Annotated in this window: 13 protein-coding genes and 1 pseudogene; 10 read left to right on the forward strand and 4 right to left on the reverse strand. The window is 62.5% G+C overall.

What is annotated here, in order from left to right:
• Positions 1-3: 3 nt before the first annotated feature.
• From LJ655_RS00165 to LJ655_RS00185, 5 genes are all read left to right on the forward strand, one after another.
• Positions 4-1,200 carry an electron transfer flavoprotein subunit alpha/FixB family protein gene (locus tag LJ655_RS00165; protein WP_230559240.1) on the forward strand — a complete coding sequence of 399 codons (1,197 nt, stop codon included), beginning with the start codon at positions 4-6 and terminating at the stop codon, positions 1,198-1,200.
• Entirely contained in the window at positions 1,197-1,973 is a 777-nt protein-coding gene (locus LJ655_RS00170; RefSeq protein ID WP_230559241.1) for an adenine nucleotide alpha hydrolase family protein, read from the forward strand. Before LJ655_RS00165 ends, LJ655_RS00170 begins: the two co-directional genes overlap by 4 nt.
• Positions 1,974-2,046: 73 nt before the next feature.
• A complete protein-coding gene (locus LJ655_RS00175) occupies positions 2,047-3,333 on the forward strand; it encodes an aromatic ring-hydroxylating oxygenase subunit alpha (protein WP_230559242.1) in 1,287 nt (428 codons plus the stop codon).
• A gap of 34 nt (positions 3,334-3,367) precedes the next feature.
• Positions 3,368-4,501 (forward strand): FAD-binding oxidoreductase, encoded by a 1,134-nt coding sequence (locus tag LJ655_RS00180; RefSeq protein WP_230559243.1) that lies wholly within the window; start codon positions 3,368-3,370, stop codon positions 4,499-4,501.
• Between the two features lie 181 nt (positions 4,502-4,682).
• Positions 4,683-5,540 (forward strand): glycine betaine ABC transporter substrate-binding protein, encoded by an 858-nt coding sequence (locus tag LJ655_RS00185; RefSeq protein WP_230559244.1) that lies wholly within the window; start codon positions 4,683-4,685, stop codon positions 5,538-5,540.
• 57 nt (positions 5,541-5,597) lie between these two features.
• On the opposite strand, the gene LJ655_RS00190 is transcribed toward LJ655_RS00185, so the two are convergent.
• Positions 5,598-6,500 (reverse strand): LysR family transcriptional regulator, encoded by a 903-nt coding sequence (locus tag LJ655_RS00190; protein WP_230559245.1) that lies wholly within the window; start codon positions 6,498-6,500, stop codon positions 5,598-5,600.
• Positions 6,501-6,609: 109 nt separating this feature from the next.
• Between LJ655_RS00190 and LJ655_RS00195 the strand changes: the two genes are divergently transcribed.
• Both LJ655_RS00195 and LJ655_RS00200 read left to right on the forward strand, forming a co-directional pair.
• Complete coding sequence (locus LJ655_RS00195) at positions 6,610-7,251, forward strand: glutathione S-transferase family protein (protein ID WP_230559246.1); 642 nt, start codon at positions 6,610-6,612, stop codon at positions 7,249-7,251.
• A gap of 41 nt (positions 7,252-7,292) precedes the next feature.
• A pseudogene (locus LJ655_RS00200) lies at positions 7,293-8,249 on the forward strand (pyridoxamine 5'-phosphate oxidase family protein); the annotation flags it as partial.
• A gap of 70 nt (positions 8,250-8,319) precedes the next feature.
• On the opposite strand, the gene LJ655_RS00205 reads toward LJ655_RS00200, so the two are convergent.
• Complete coding sequence (locus LJ655_RS00205; RefSeq protein WP_230559248.1) at positions 8,320-8,724, reverse strand: helix-turn-helix domain-containing protein; 405 nt, start codon at positions 8,722-8,724, stop codon at positions 8,320-8,322.
• Positions 8,725-9,381: 657 nt separating this feature from the next.
• Between LJ655_RS00205 and LJ655_RS00210 the strand changes: the two genes are divergently transcribed.
• The 3 genes from LJ655_RS00210 (at position 9,382) to LJ655_RS00220 (ending at position 12,977) form a co-directional block, all read left to right on the forward strand.
• On the forward strand, positions 9,382-9,837 hold the full coding sequence (locus LJ655_RS00210; RefSeq protein WP_230559249.1) for a hypothetical protein: 456 nt from the start codon (positions 9,382-9,384) through the stop codon (positions 9,835-9,837).
• Between the two features lie 712 nt (positions 9,838-10,549).
• Entirely contained in the window at positions 10,550-11,209 is a 660-nt protein-coding gene (locus LJ655_RS00215) for a hypothetical protein (RefSeq protein WP_230559250.1), read from the forward strand.
• Between the two features lie 301 nt (positions 11,210-11,510).
• Positions 11,511-12,977: an amino acid permease gene (locus LJ655_RS00220; protein ID WP_230559251.1), complete on the forward strand. Its 1,467-nt coding sequence runs from the start codon at positions 11,511-11,513 to the stop codon at positions 12,975-12,977.
• A 117-nt stretch (positions 12,978-13,094) separates the two neighbouring features.
• Here LJ655_RS00220 and glnA read toward each other — a convergent pair whose 3' ends face one another.
• Positions 13,095-14,600, reverse strand: coding sequence for a type I glutamate--ammonia ligase (gene glnA / locus LJ655_RS00225; protein WP_230559252.1), 1,506 nt, complete (start codon positions 14,598-14,600; stop codon positions 13,095-13,097).
• An 81-nt stretch (positions 14,601-14,681) separates the two neighbouring features.
• Positions 14,682-14,885, reverse strand: a complete 204-nt coding sequence (locus tag LJ655_RS00230; RefSeq protein WP_230559253.1) for a hypothetical protein — start codon at positions 14,883-14,885, stop codon at positions 14,682-14,684.
• Positions 14,886-14,889 lie beyond the last annotated feature (4 nt).

Below are 14,889 nucleotides of genomic sequence, written 5' to 3' on the forward strand. Positions count from 1 at the left end.
GCGATGACGGATACGCTCAAACGAATCGATCCGCGCCGCCCGTTCACGCTGACGGCGCAGGGACTCAAACGCATTACGCTCGGCGCCGTGCGGGATGTTGGCGAGGCGAACGCGGGCAGTGTCTTGCCATTGGATGCGCGTCACGCCGCGCGTCTCGATCAGCCAAAGCCGCGCCGCACGACGGCCACGCCGCACCATGTGCTGCTGGTCGCCGCCCATGCGGACCGCGGGGCACTCGATGACCACGCGCGCCAGACGCTGGCCGGCGCCGCGCTGATCGCGAACGCTGATACCGAGGTCGTGCTGCTCGTATTCGGCGAATTCACCGGCGATGCCGCCGCGCTCGGTGCCGACAAGCTGATCGAATTGCCGATGTTCGATCGGCTCACCTATGCGCCCGACGATGAACTGAACGCGCTGGCCGCCTGCGTCGCGGCCTACGCGCCAGCTCATGTCTTTCTGCCCGACAACGCGACGGGCGATGGCGAACTCGGCCGCCGCTATGCGGCGGCGGCCAATGCAAGCGTCGCGACGCATGTCGTCGAAATCGATGCCGCGCACGTCTGCTCCTATATTCGTGCGAACACGGCGCTGGCGAGCCGGACGCTGCCCGATGTCGTGCTGCTCGCGCCGAATGCGGTCGATCCAAAGCTGCCGTTCGTCGGCGCGGGCGAGCGGGTCGCCTGGCGCTTCGACCGCGAGGCCGACGGCACTGTTGCTCAAAGCGTGGTACGCGATCTCGGCATCGACGAAATCGACGCCGCGCGAGTCGCGCTGGAAGAAGCGGACTTCATCGTGTCGGCGGGCAACGGCGTGAGCGACGTGCCCGCGTTCGAGCTGCTCGCGGCCACGCTCGGCGCGGCGATCGGCGCGAGCCGGGTCGCCGTCGACGACGGCAAGTTCACGCGCGACAAACAGATCGGCGCGACCGGCAAGACCGTCGAGGCGAGTGTGTACATCGCGTTCGGCATTTCGGGCGCGGTGCAGCACTTGCAGGGCATCAAGGATTGCCGCCACGTGATCGCGGTGAATCTCGACGCGAGCGCGCCGATCGCCAGGCGCGCGAATCTGACCGTGGTCGCGGACGCGCAGGAAACCATCGCGGCGCTCAACGAAGCGGCGGCCGCGGCGCGCGCCTCGCGCGCCACTGCGGCCACGCTGTTGCAGCCGGGCAAGCTCGCCGAAGGAGTGCTCGCATGAAGATCGCCGTGCTGGTTTCGATCGGACGTCATCCGGTCAGTGGCGTCGCGCGCTACAGCCGCAACGACGCGGCCGCGTTGACGCTGGCGCTCCCGCTCGCCACAACGCATGGCGCGACGCTCGACGTGCTGCACGCGGGCGATCCGTCGAACGCCGCGTTGAAGGAGTATCTGGCGCTCGGCGCGCGTTCGGTCGAGGTGATCGACATGCCGCCCGACGCCGACCCGGCGCCGCAACTCGCCGCGCGTTTGCGTGGCTACGAACTGGTGCTGACCGGCACGCGTGGCGAAGGCGGTTTCGATAGCGGCATGCTGCCGTATTGCGTCGCGCACGCGCTGGGGGTGCCGCTCGTGAGCTCCGCCGTCGATCTGAGTCTGAGCGGTGCTTGCGCGCAGGTCCGGCAGTTCATGCCGAAGGGCCTGCGACGGCGCCTCGAAGTGCGGCTGCCCGCGTTGATCGCCGTGCATCCGCTCGCGAACGCTGCGACCTCGTACGCGTATGCGCGGCTGCGCGAAGGCACGATCGAGTGCGCCGCGCCAGCCGCGAACGGCCAGCACGGTACCGCTGCCGACCAGTCCGCATGGACCATCCGGCCCGCAACCGCCAAACCGGTGCGGCTCGCCGCGGCCGAAAAGCGCTCGGGCCACGCGCGCATGCTTTCGGCGACGACGACCGAGAGCCGCGGCGGCAGCGTCGTAATTGAAGGGAGTTCCGTCGAAAAAGCACAAGTGATCCTCGCGTATTTGCGCGAGCATCAACTGGTGGATTACTGAATTCCGGTTCGGGCCCGCATGCGACCAGGAGGACCTGGCGCGGCGCCAGACGTGATACGTAACGGAGCACACAATGAAAGTTTCCGCAGACGTTCGCACAATGATCGAACGCCGCAAGCCGAATTACACGCTCGAAGCGCCGTTCTATACGAGCGAGGAGATTTTCGCGCTCGACCTCGATGCGATTTTCCGCCGGCACTGGATTCAGGTCGCGGTCGAGCCCGATGTGCCCGAGCCCGGCGACTACGTGACGGTCGAGATCGGTAACGATTCGATCCTGATCGTGCGCGACGACGACATGCGCGTGCGCGCGTTTCACAACGTATGCCGCCATCGCGGCGCGCGTCTGTGCAATACGGGCAAGGGCTCGCTCGGCAATATCGTCTGTCCGTATCACAGCTGGACGTATAGCTTGAATGGCGACCTGATGTTCGCCGAGCACATGGGCGAACAGTTCGACCGCTGCAAGCATAGTCTGAAAGCCGTGCATGTCGAGAATCTTGCCGGGCTGATTTTCATCTGCCTCGCCGAGCAGCCGCCCGCCGATTTCTCCGTGATGCGCGCCGCGATGGAGCCGTATCTGTTGCCGCACGACCTGGCCGGCTGCAAGATCGCCGCGTCGATCGACATCATCGAAGAGGGCAACTGGAAGCTCACGATGGAGAACAATCGCGAGTGCTATCACTGCGTCGCGAACCATCCCGAGCTGACCATCTCGCTGTACGAATACGGCTTCGGCTATCAGCGCACGCCGGCGAACGAGGACGGCATGGCCGCGTTCGAGGCGACGGTCGCGCGCCGCACCGCGCAATGGGAGGCGATGCAGTTGCCGTCGGCCGAAATCGACCGGCTCGCCGATCTCGTCACCGGGTTTCGCACGCAGCGTCTGCCGCTCGATCGCGACGGCGAATCGCAGACGCTCGACGCCAAGGTCGCGTCGAAGAAACTGCTCGGCGGCTTCGAGCTGGCCGATCTCGGCGGACTGTCGTTCTGGACCCAGCCGAATTCGTGGCATCACTTCATGAGCGACCATATCGTCAGTTTCTCGGTGATTCCGCTGTCGGCCGGCAAGACGCTCGTGCGAACCAAATGGCTCGTGCACAAGGATGCGCGCGAGGGCATCGATTACGACCTCGACAATCTGACGGCCGTGTGGCGCGCGACGAACGACCAGGATCGCGCGCTCGTCGAATATTCGCAGCGCGGCGCGATGAGCAGCGCGTACGAGCCGGGTCCGTACTCGCCGTTCACCGAAGGGCTCGTCGAAAAGTTCTGCGAATGGTACATCGGCCGTCTCGCGGATTACGACGCGAACCCGCAGGCGCCACGCGGCGAGAAAGTCGTGTCGTTCGTGCGCTGAGCCCAACACCGCAATGAGGAGCGCGGAGACAACCATGATGCGCGATCAGGCCATGTTTCAGGCGGGCGTCGAGCAGCATTCCAGCGACGCGCCGAGCCGCGTCACGCAGCCGAGCTTCTGGGACGCGCTGCCCGCGCGCTGGAACAGCGACGCCGACGACACGCTGGTGTGCTGCCAGGTACGCAACGAAACGCACGACGTGAAGAGCTTTTTCTTTCGCGCGGGATCGGGCCGGGCGTTCGTGTTCGAGCCGGGGCAGTTCATCACGCTGGAGCTGGAGATCAACGGTGAGACGGTCAATCGCTGCTATACGATCTCGTCGCCGCCCACGCGGCCGCATACGATTTCGATTACGGTGAAGCGGGTGCCGGGCGGCACGGTGTCCAACTGGCTGCACGATCATCTGCATGCGGGCATGCTGGTGCGCGTGCTGGGCCCGGCCGGCGAATTCACCTGCGCGCGGCATCCGGCCCGCAAGTTTCTGTTTCTGTCGGCGGGGTCGGGCATCACGCCGCTGATGTCGATGAGCCGCGCGCATCACGAACTCGGCGAGGACAGCGACATCGTGTTCGTGCATAGCGCGCGCACGCCGGACGACATCATCTTCGCGCGCGAGCTCGATCTGATCGCGGCGAATCAGGCGCATTTTCGCACCGCGTTCGTCTGCGAGCGCGTGGGCGCGCGCACCAATTGGACTGGCATCACTGGTTTTCTGACTCTGCCGCTGCTAAGACTGATCGCGCCGGATTTCCTGGAGCGCGAGGTCTTTACCTGCGGCCCCGCGCCGTATATGCAGGCCGTGCGCAATCTGCTCGATGAGGGCGGTTTCGATCGCAAGCATTATCACGAGGAAAGCTTTTCGTTCGAGACCGTCAGCGAGGCGGCCGCGCCGGTCGAAACCGCAACGCGTTTCAAGGTGAGCTTTACCCGCAGTCATCGCGAGATCGAGTGCGGCGGCGCCCAACATGTGCTCGATGCCGCGAAGCAGGCAGGCGTGCGATTGCCTGCTTCGTGTACGCAAGGCATGTGCGGTACCTGCAAGGTGAAGCTCGTATCCGGTGAAGTGGCGATGAAGCACGCGGGCGGTATCCGTCAGCGCGAGATCGATCAGGGCATGGTGCTGCTGTGCTGTAGCAAGCCCCTGACCGATCTCGTCATCGAGAAGTAGCACTGCTGGTCACAACAAGAATGATGCATGCACTGGGCGGAATGACGTGGAAGTCGCTTCCGGACAACTGCATGTCGCAAAACGACGCGACCCGGCAATTCTGGTTGGCGATTCTGGATACGCGATGACCGCTTCGACGGCAAACGCGTCAATGGGCAAATGGATCAACGGGAGGACTGCGATGAGACTGATCGGAAGGTTAGTGGTGGCAAGCGCGTTGGGGGCGATGCTGGCGGCGGGCAGTGTGAGCGTGTCGGCCGATTCAAAGCCGACCATCAAGATCGGCTACGTGGAGGGCTGGGACGATAGCGTCGCGACCTCGAACGTGGCTGCCGAGGTGATCGAAAAACGCCTCGGTTATCAGGTGCAGCTGGTGCCGGTCGCGGCCGGCGTGATGTGGCAGGGCGTGGCGCGCGGCGATCTCGACGCGACGCTGTCCGCGTGGCTCCCCGTGACGCATGGCGCGTACTGGAACAACTTCAAGGACAAGGTGGTCGATCTCGGACCGAACTTCACCGACGCGAAGATCGGATTGATCGTGCCCGATAACGTGGACGTGAAGAGCGTCGGCGATCTGCAGGCGAAGAAGGCGGAATTCGGCGCGCGCATCGTCGGCATCGACGCCGGCGCGGGCGTGATGCAAAAAACCAGCGAGGCGATCAAGGCCTATGGACTCGACTATCAGCTGATGCCCAGTTCAGGCAGTGCGATGACCGCGGAACTGGCGCGCTCGGAGGCGGCCAGCAAGCCGATCATCGTGACCGGCTGGAAGCCGCACTGGATGTTCGCGAAGTACAAGCTGAAATTCCTCGACGATCCGAAGAAGGTATTCGGTGAGGCGGAGCACGTGGATAGCGTGGTGAATCCCGAGCTCGAGAAAAAGGCCCCGACGGTGGTCGCGTTTCTGAAGAAGTTTCAATGGAAGCCCGGCGAGATCGACACGGTGATGCTGGCCACGCAAAATGGCGAGAAGCCGGCCGCGGCCGCCGATGCGTGGGTCAGCGCGCATTCGGATCGCGTGGACAGTTGGGTGAAGTGAGTCGGCCTGCGTCGACGCAGCACGCGAAAACGCCGCTTTCGTGCGGCGTTTTTCTGTTTACCGCAGGATGAGCCTCTTGAGCGTATCGATCAGCGCGCGCACTTTTGCCGGCGGGTGGCTCGTGGGCGGAAACACGGCCTGGATGCTCGCGGGGGCGGTCGCCCACTGCGGCAGCAGCCGGATCAGCCGCCCGGCCTCGACGTCTTCGCCGATCGAAAACTCCGTCAACAGACCGATGCCGCCGCCGGCAAGCGTCGCCGAGCGGCAGGCATTGGCGGTGTCGACGCGCAATGCGGATGCGCAGCGCACACTGGCCGTGTTGCCATCGACGTGCCGCAGATCGAGCGTCAACGGATGCGGCAGCACCGACAACGCGCAATAGGGCAGCGCCGCCAACTCGGCCGGCGTGCGCGGCACGCCCCAGGTCCGGACGAACTCCGGACTCGCGACGACCCATTTGACGAAGCTCCCGAGCTTCACCGCGCGATAGTTGGAATCCGCGAGACGTCCAAGCCGGATCGCGACGTCGATGCCGTCGGCAATCAGATCGACGTACCGGTCACTGCTGAGCAGCTCGACGTCGAGCCGCGGATGCGTGCGGCGCAATTCGACCAGCGCGGGGGCGACGACGAGCGTCCCATAGTCGTTGGGCGCAGTGACGCGCAGCGTCCCGCTGACAGGCGACGCTTCCGCGCCGAGCGCGTTCAGCGCGTCTTCCGCGGCGCGCAGGATCTTCACGCTCGCCTCGTAGAACGCCCGTCCCGCTTCGGTGACGCTGAGCCGCCGCGTGGTGCGCACGAGCAGGCTCGCGCCGACCTCGGCCTCGAGCCGCTGGATGTGCGTGCTGACCATTGTTTTGGTGAGGCCGAGCCGCTCGGCGGCGGCGCTCAGCGAGCCCGCGTCGATGACCGCGACGAAGATCGCGAGGCGGTTCAGGTTCACGTTGCGCAGATCGGCCATGTTCGATTGTTCATCTTCGCTTGACTGTGTTTCCCGGATTATCAGGCTTCCGCGCGACAGTGCCTACGCCGTATTCTCGGCCTGTCCCTCATCGCAAACGGAGCCCGCCATGCCTGCCGCCAGACCCGCCGAGCCCATCAAGCTCTATACGACACTGTTCTCAGGCCACGGTCATCGCGTGAAGCTGTTTCTGACACTGCTCGATCTGCCGTTCGAAGTCATCGAGTTGAACATGTTGGCAGGAGAGAACCGCAAGCCTGAATATCTCGCGCTCAATCCGTTCGGCCAGGTGCCGACGATCCAGGACGGCGAACTGACGCTGTTCGATTCGAATGCGATTCTCGTCTATCTGGCGAAGCGCTATGGCGACGAGTCGTGGCTCCCGGAGGACCCGCGCGGCGCCGCGGCGGTGCAGCGCTGGCTGTCGCTCGCGGCTGGGCAGATCGCATACGGGCCGTGCGCGGCGCGGCTCGTCACCGTGTTCGGCGCGCCACTCCATCACGAGGACGCGAAGCGGATCGCCGTCAAGCTGTTCGACGTGATCGACGCGGAGCTCGCCGGCAAGCCGTTCGCCGCCGGCGCGCACGTGACGATCGCCGATATTGCCGCGCACACGTATATCGCTCACGCGCCCGAGGGTGGCGTGTCGTTGCAGCCTTATCCGAACATTCGCGCATGGCTGCGTCGCGTGGAGGCATTGCCGCGTTTCATCGCGATGCCTTCGACGAAGGCTGGCTTGCTGGCGGCCTGATTCGGATTTTGAGCCGGTAGATTTTGCATCGGAGTCCAACCATGTCTGAGTTCGTTTCACTGAACAACTGGGCGACCGGCGAGTCGCCGTTTCACGCCGGCGAGCAGGCCGTGCAGCAGCGCGCGGGTGTGCGTGAGGTGGCGGAATCGATGGGGCGTCGCGGGATTCGCCGCTTCATGCCGGAGCAGCATCGCGAATTTTTCTCGGCGCAGCCGTTCGTCGTGATCGGCGGCGTCGATGCGAGCGCTCAGCCATGGGCAACGCTGCGTGCGGGTGCGCCGGGTTTTGTCTCATCACCCGATGCGAAGACGCTGCGTATCGAAGATGGCGTGTTGGCCGGCGACCCGCTTGCCGCGGGTTGGCGCGAAGGCGCGCTACTCGGTGCGCTCGGCATCGAGCCGCGCACGCGGCGCCGCAATCGCGTCAATGGCGTCGTAAGGGCGGTGGAAGGCGAGACCTTGCAGATCGAAGTGATGCAGAGCTTCGGCAATTGCCCGAAGTACATACAGAGCCGCACGCCGTCTTTCATCGCGCGGGACGCGGCCGCGACGCGCGCGCAGCCCGAGATCGCCACGCATCTGGGCGCGGCCGAGCGCGACTTGCTCGCGAGCGCGGACACGTTCTTTATCGCCAGTGCGAATCTGAGCGAGGCGGCGGGGCCGGGGAGGGGCGTCGACGTTTCGCACCGCGGCGGTGCGGCCGGCTTCGTGCGCGTGGACGGCGCCAATACGCTGACCACGCCCGACTACAGCGGCAACCGTTTTTTCAACACGCTCGGCAATCTCGCACACGATCCACGCGCGGGACTGCTATTCATCGACTTCGCAAACGGTGATCTGCTCTATTTGGCGGTGCAAGCGGAGATCATCTGGGACGGCGGCGAAGTCGCGGCATTCGCAGGCGCGCAGCGGCTGGTGCGGTTCCATGTGAACCAGGTACGGCGCAGCCGCGGTGCGTTGCCGTTTCGATGGTCGGAAGTCGAACTGGCGCCGCAATTTCTGCCGAAAGTTCACGAACGCGCATGAGCCGGCGCGGATGCGCGCCCTTTAGCGCGGTACGGCCACCGCTCTAATGCGCATTCCTGCCGAGCCGATAAGACACGCCGAGCCGGGTAGCGAGTTGCCACACATACACCCGCGAATACGAAATACCGAACTGACGGCTTATCAGCTCGCGCATGCGTGTATTGCTCCAGCCGTCCGCGTCGAAGCCATAGTCGCGCGGCGAGGCCTTCAGCGCCTGCTCGAGCCAGTCGAGATCGGCCATGGCGAGCGCAGAATGTCGGCCGCCGACGCTCATGTTTCTGAGCGCGTCGAGCCCGCCTTGCTCCAATAGCCGTCGATATCGCTCGACTGTAGTCTTTGCCATGCCCATTTCTTTCGCGACCTCGGTTGCCGCGGCGCCGTCGAGAAGTTTCTTTCCCGCCGCGAGACGCCGTGCAACGGTCGGCAAATCGTCATTCGGTCGATGCATCGGAGAACTCCGTCGTAGGGTTCAATCACCGGACTGCAAGCAGTTACTGGGTAGACAGAGAACACGTACAACTTACAGATAATCGAAAATTCCTCATCCGTGTCCAAAAGAATAAAAAATCAATCACGTCTTCTATCTGATAGGAAAGAGGGGAACCTGCGAAAGTGGGTAATTCGACTTTTTCTTTCGAAAAATCAAGGATTTTCTTGCGATTGAATTTAACGTTTGCTAACCTGACTGAAACGATTTAAACGAAGGTATCAAACCCCGTCGGGCTTCAACAGGCAGCGTGACCCACGCGCCGAGGGCATTTCCAGGCATGGCTTCCAGTTTTGCGAATGTCTTTTAATGCATTTTCGATCGGCCCGCTAGCGTCGTCGGAAACCTGCGAAGCACTGGTGCACAGGACGGAAAATCATTTCGCATCGCTTTTTCAGCAGGATTATAGACAATCCTGGCATTCGTACAGGGTGTCGCCGGAAAATACTGCATTGGTTAACAATCTGCTTAGTCCGGTTTCGTCGTTTAACGCGCCGGTTTACCTCTGCACGGGCACTTTTTGATTCGATTCGCATAACAGCAATAAAAATGGCGCCACTTTTCCACGGTTGCCATTGCCCGCCGCGGGCGTTGCAAGTGGACGGTAAGGAGAGCGACATGGACACGAATAGAACCCGCCATATCGCCGCGATGCTAATGGACGCAGCGAGGCGCAAAAGGCTCGTCACGTACCAGGAACTGCATGCGCTTTTCGGCCGGGACGAACCGCTGCAAAGCCGCTATCGCGCGTTGGAGGACGCGGCGCGCTCGTTGAGTGATTGCGCCTCGCTCGACTATCGTTGCCTGATGAGTCTCGATAATGGTCTGCCTGGCGATGACTTCTTCAACCGTTTTCGGCACGGCAGGCCGCGTGAATACGAAGAGGTGATGGGCTTCGGCTCGGCGGGACGCTCGACGACCAGAAAACGGTTGATTGCGGACGCCGAGCGTCGCCGCGTGTTCGAACACGCTTCACAGATGGCGGCAAGTGGCAGCGCGACGGGCGCGGTGCGTCCTTACCGCCATGCCACGAGAGAAAGGCCGGTCACGAAAAATGCGCCGCAACGGCAATAACAATGTTGAATTCTCCGCGAGACTTATTGGCTGGGCATACGGAAGAAATTTAACGATCGGTAATTTCGGCACATGGCGTGCATGAATTTAACGGACAGGGAAAAACGGGGTGTAATACGCCACGGCTCGTAATTGAGTTGAGCCGCAATTGGTATTTAATTGTCCGGGCACTTTTCGTATTGATTACCGCGGAGGCCAGCGCTCGGTGTGAGCTGTGACAACGAAGGAAGCGCGGTTCGGGCAATGCGTGATCGCCACCGCATATCGGCGGACACCAGGACTAACAAGGGCTCGCGCGACAGATGCAAGGCCTTCGCGAGCGCTTGGATTCACACAGGGGCGCAATTCTGAAAAAATTCGGCATTTGACATAATGTAATTTATCACCCACTTGTATGTATGTAGATCCCAGCCCGCCCGTGATGCGCACTTTGCGCCGTGTTTCGCCACAAATCGACACGGTCTCGGCAATGTCAATCGACCCGTAAATTGTCTGCGAACGGTTGAAAGAAAATCGGCTTATGATTTGATGATCGGCTTCAATCGCCTGATCGCTCTATGTACGGTAGCGCACATTGCGTGTGACTCGTACAGCATATTTTTCTTTACGGTCGCAGAAGAAAAAAGCAATTGGAATTTGGGCTATGGGCACCCTGACAGACGTACGCGGGCATTCCGAGACTAATCGAATTCGAATCGACAAAAGTGTCGCTTTGAAGTCGTTCGATGACGTGGTTCCGCTGGAGACGATCAGCCAGATCAACCACCTGATCGATCAAATGTTCGGCGAGACGCCGCAGCGTTCGCTGTCCGGCGACAAGATCGCCGAGATACTGCGTCAAGGGGAGGCTTTTCGAGAGCTCGAGCGCTCGATCTGCGCGAACGCGCGGGCGATGGCTGCGAACTACGGCCTGACAAATCTACCGCCCGAGCCGTATCACGTACTGCGTTGTGCGAGCAGGTCGGCGCTGGTGGAGAGCCATTGCCGCCATTACGACTCGCATCTGCTGACGCTGCTGATTCCCCTGCAACTCGCACCCGATGGCGTTCACAACGGCGACCTCGTGATGTATCGCAAGCCGCGGCTGTCCGTGACCACGGTGAGCAACGTGATCTGCAAGCTCCGTCACGGCTTCCTGCACAGCCTGCCGCTTAGTTGGCGCAGCTGGCACACCTTGCATGATCTGCGCGTCGGCAACTGCAAGCGCATTCCCGTCAAACCCGGCAGCGTGTACGAATTCAACGGCTTCGCGCTCCAGCACGCGAATCTCGACGTACAGAACGGACAGCGGCGCACGCTACTGATTCACTACTACGACCCCGGCCACTCGCTCGGCCTGAGTGCGGTGCTGCGACGCGGGCGCAACGCCTGACCCCCGCCTTGCAAGCCTGAAACCGCTCCACTGTTCATTACCTTTTTCGCAAACGCACATTGCAAACCGTCCTGAATCGGACCGGATGCCTCGTGCGCGATCGCCATGCGCAAGGCAAGCAGATTTCACTTTGCCGTTGGTCCGGCATAGACTGAATTCAGACTTTTTCCGCTAGCCGCTTTTCCGCACCTGTCGTGACCCTTGCCGTGCGTGGCGGCGGACGTCTTTTTGTCGTGCTCCGCGAGCCGATGCCAGCCGTGCCGGTTCGTGCCTGATCACCATTCGAAAGGGACGACTCATCATGGCCGCGACCGGTTACATGGCACGCAAGACCGTTGCCGATATCGTCGGCAGCGCCGACGTCGAAGAAGGCCGCAAGCTGTCCAAAACGCTGGGCGCGACGAGTATCACCGCGATGGGCATCGGCGCGATCATCGGCGCCGGCATCTTCGTGCTGACCGGCACCGCCGCGGCGCGGTTCGCGGGACCGGCCATCACGCTGTCGTTCGTGCTGGGCGGCGTCGCGTGCGCGTTCGTCGGCCTGTGCTATTCGGAGCTCGCGGCAATGCTGCCCGTGTGCGGCAGCAGCTACACCTATACGTATGCGACGCTTGGTGAAATCTTCGCGTGGATCATCGGCTGGGACCTGATCCTCGAATACGCGATGGGCGCGGCGACCGTCGCGGTCGGCTGGTCCGGCTACATCGTGAGCCTGTTGCGCAATGCCGGCATCGAGATTCCCCCCACCCTCGCCGCCGCACCCGGCACCGTCGTCAAACTGCCCGATGGCTCGACGATCACTGGCGTCATCAACCTGCCAGCGGTGGTGATCGTTGCGATCCTGACCACGATGCTCGTGTTGGGTACGAAGGAATCGGCGCGTCTGAACAACGTAATGGTTGCGATCAAGCTGACCGTGGTCGTCGCGTTCATCGCCATCGGGATGTTTTTCATCAAGCCGGAACACTGGCATCCCTACCTGCCTGCCAACACCGGCCAGTTCGGCAGTTTCGGGATGAGCGGCATTCTGCGCGGCTCGGCCGTGGTGTTCTTCGCGTTCATCGGCTTCGATGCAGTGTCGACCGCCGCGCAGGAAGCGCGGCGGCCCCAGCGCGACATGCCGATCGGCATTCTCGGTTCGCTGATCATCTGTACGGTGCTGTATATCTTCGTCGCGGCCGTCCTGACCGGACTCGTTCCCTACACCGAGCTGAACGTCCCCGATCCGATCGCCAAAGGCGTCGACGCGATCGGGATGACCTGGTTCGCGATCCTGATCAAAATCGGCGCGCTGACGGGGCTGACCACCGTGATCCTCGTGCTGCTCTACGGACAAAGCCGCATTTTCTTCACGATGTCGCAGGACGGTTTGTTGCCGCCGATGTTCGCGCGTGTGCATTCCCGGCTGCACACGCCGTATCTGAGCCAGATGCTGATCGGCACCGTCGTCGCGATCGTCTCTGCGCTGACGCCGATCGGCGTGCTCGGCGAGATGGTCAGCATCGGCACGCTGTTCGCGTTCATCCTCGTGTGCGGCGCGGTGATCTATCTGCGGCGCAGCGACTCCGAAGCGTTGCGTCCGTTCCGCGCGCCCGGCGTGCCGGTCGTGCCGGTGCTCGGCATCCTGCTCTGCCTGCTGCTGATGCTTGGCTTGCCGCTCGTCACCTGGATGCGGCTCGTCGTCTGGCTCGTGATCGGCATGACAATCTATCTGTCGTACGGGCGCAATCATTCGGTATTGCGGCATCCGGAGTTGCGCAAGTGGTGAGTGAATCAAGGCCGCGCGATCGAGCGACTTCAGCGCCCGGCCCTTCCCGTTCGCGGGACACTGTATAGCGGATATGAAAGCTGCCCTTCGTGGCGGGTGACAGCCTGTGTCGTTCTTCTAGGTATCGAAGTACAGGTAAAACTCCCACGGATGCGGGCGCAGTTTGAGTGTGTCGACCTCTCGTTTTCGCTTGTATTCGATCCAGGTCTGGATCACGTCGTCGGTGAACACGTCGCCTTGACGCAGGAACGCGTGGTCGGCTTCGAGCGCGGCCAGCGCAGCTTCGAGGGAACCCGGCACCTGCCGTATGGCGCTGGCTTCTTCGGGCGGCAGGTCGTATATGTTGCGGTCAAGCGGATCGCCCGGGTCCATCTTGTTCTCGATGCCGTCGAGGCCCGCCATCATCATCGCCGCGAACGCCAGGTACGGATTCGCGGACGGGTCCGGACAGCGAAACTCGACGCGCCGCGCATTGGGCGAATCCGAATACATCGGGATGCGCGCCGCAGCCGAACGGTTGCGCTGGGACATCGCCAGATTGACGGGCGCCTCATACCCCGGCACCAAACGCTTGTAGGAATTCGTCGTCGGCGCGCAGAACGCCATGAGCGCGGGCGCATGCTGAAGCAGTCCGCCGATGTACCAGCGGCACAGGTCGGAAGTCAGGGCCCAGCCGCCCGCGTCGTAAAAGAGATTCAGGTCGTCTTTCCACAAACTCTGATGACAATGCATGCCGCTCGCGTTGTCGGCAAACAGCGGTTTCGGCATGAAGGTGGCCACCTTGCCGTGCCGGCGCGCGACGTTCTTGCAGATGTACTTGTAGATCATCACGTTGTCGGCCATGCGGTTGAGCGTCGCAAAGCGCATGTCGATCTCATTCTGTCCCGCGGTCGCGACTTCGTGGTGATGCACTTCGATCTGGACGCCCGCCTGCTGCAGCGTCAGCGCGATCTGCGAGCGGATCTCCTGCAGCGTGTCATGGGGCGGTACCGGGAAGTAGCCCTCCTTGTAGCGTTGCTTGTAGCCGAGATTGCCACCGCCGTATGCGCCGTCGTCCCGTCCGGTGGTCCAGTCGCCTTCGGCCGATTCGACATAGTAGTAGCCGCTGTGCTGGTCCTGTCCGAAGCGGATCGAATCGAATATGAAGAATTCCAGCTCCGGCCCGAAATAACAGGTGGTCGCGATGCCCGTCTGACGCAGATAGTTCTCAGCTTTCTTCGCGATGTAGCGCGGATCGCGCGAATACGGCTGCCGCAGTACCGGATCGACTACGTCGCAAATCATCGACAGGGTCGGGGTGTCACACACCGGGTCGACGAAGGCAGTTGCCGGGTCGGGCAGGAGCAGCATGTCGGACTCATGTATCTCCTGGAAGCCGCGGATCGACGAACCGTCGAAGCCGATGCCGGCGCTGAAGAGATCGTCGTGAACCTCGGGGAGCGTGATCGAGAAATGCTGCCAGAGTCCGGGCAAGTCGGTGAACTTCAGATCGACGATCTGGATGCCTTGCTTTTGCAGCAGGTCGGTCACGTCGCCTGCGTTTCGTGGGCGCGTGACGCGATAGCTGCCCGCCTCGACGGACACCGCAAACGGCGATCCGTTGGTTCCTTGCGCACTGGCCATAACTGTGTCCTCTTCCGCCCCTCGACGTATAGACCAACGTTAGTACGTCTACGTGCGAAAACAAGGCAGAAGTGAGCGGCTCTAGCGGTCTTCCGCCAGCGCCTTCAGATGGGCTTCCCCGGCATCTTTAGCAGCGGCGTGAGTCGCATATGTCTCGTCCGAAACGAGCGAGCGTTTGACCTCGCGAGCCCCGAAGTCGACGAGCGTGATTACCCAGACATGCTCGCCACCCTGCTCGGCCGTTTGCACGAACGCGCGCACGTCGCCCTTGTCGTCTGATTTCATCGTG

This window comes from Paraburkholderia translucens (genome assembly GCF_020881035.1).
Taxonomy (GTDB): Bacteria; Pseudomonadota; Gammaproteobacteria; order Burkholderiales; family Burkholderiaceae; genus Paraburkholderia; species Paraburkholderia translucens.

Coding starts and splice junctions, on each gene's coding strand:
- LJ655_RS00185 (WP_230559244.1), top strand. CDS start 4,683: ATGAGACTGATCGGAAGGTTAGTGGTGGCAAGCGCGTTGGGGGCGATG.
- LJ655_RS00230 (WP_230559253.1), bottom strand. CDS start 14,885: ATGAAATCAGACGACAAGGGCGACGTGCGCGCGTTCGTGCAAACGGCC.
- LJ655_RS00210 (WP_230559249.1), top strand. CDS start 9,382: ATGGACACGAATAGAACCCGCCATATCGCCGCGATGCTAATGGACGCA.
- LJ655_RS00220 (WP_230559251.1), top strand. CDS start 11,511: ATGGCCGCGACCGGTTACATGGCACGCAAGACCGTTGCCGATATCGTC.
- LJ655_RS00180 (WP_230559243.1), top strand. CDS start 3,368: ATGATGCGCGATCAGGCCATGTTTCAGGCGGGCGTCGAGCAGCATTCC.
- LJ655_RS00205 (WP_230559248.1), bottom strand. CDS start 8,724: ATGCATCGACCGAATGACGATTTGCCGACCGTTGCACGGCGTCTCGCG.
- LJ655_RS00165 (WP_230559240.1), top strand. CDS start 4: ATGACGGATACGCTCAAACGAATCGATCCGCGCCGCCCGTTCACGCTG.
- LJ655_RS00170 (WP_230559241.1), top strand. CDS start 1,197: ATGAAGATCGCCGTGCTGGTTTCGATCGGACGTCATCCGGTCAGTGGC.
- LJ655_RS00195 (WP_230559246.1), top strand. CDS start 6,610: ATGCCTGCCGCCAGACCCGCCGAGCCCATCAAGCTCTATACGACACTG.
- LJ655_RS00175 (WP_230559242.1), top strand. CDS start 2,047: ATGAAAGTTTCCGCAGACGTTCGCACAATGATCGAACGCCGCAAGCCG.
- glnA (WP_230559252.1), bottom strand. CDS start 14,600: ATGGCCAGTGCGCAAGGAACCAACGGATCGCCGTTTGCGGTGTCCGTC.
- LJ655_RS00190 (WP_230559245.1), bottom strand. CDS start 6,500: ATGGCCGATCTGCGCAACGTGAACCTGAACCGCCTCGCGATCTTCGTC.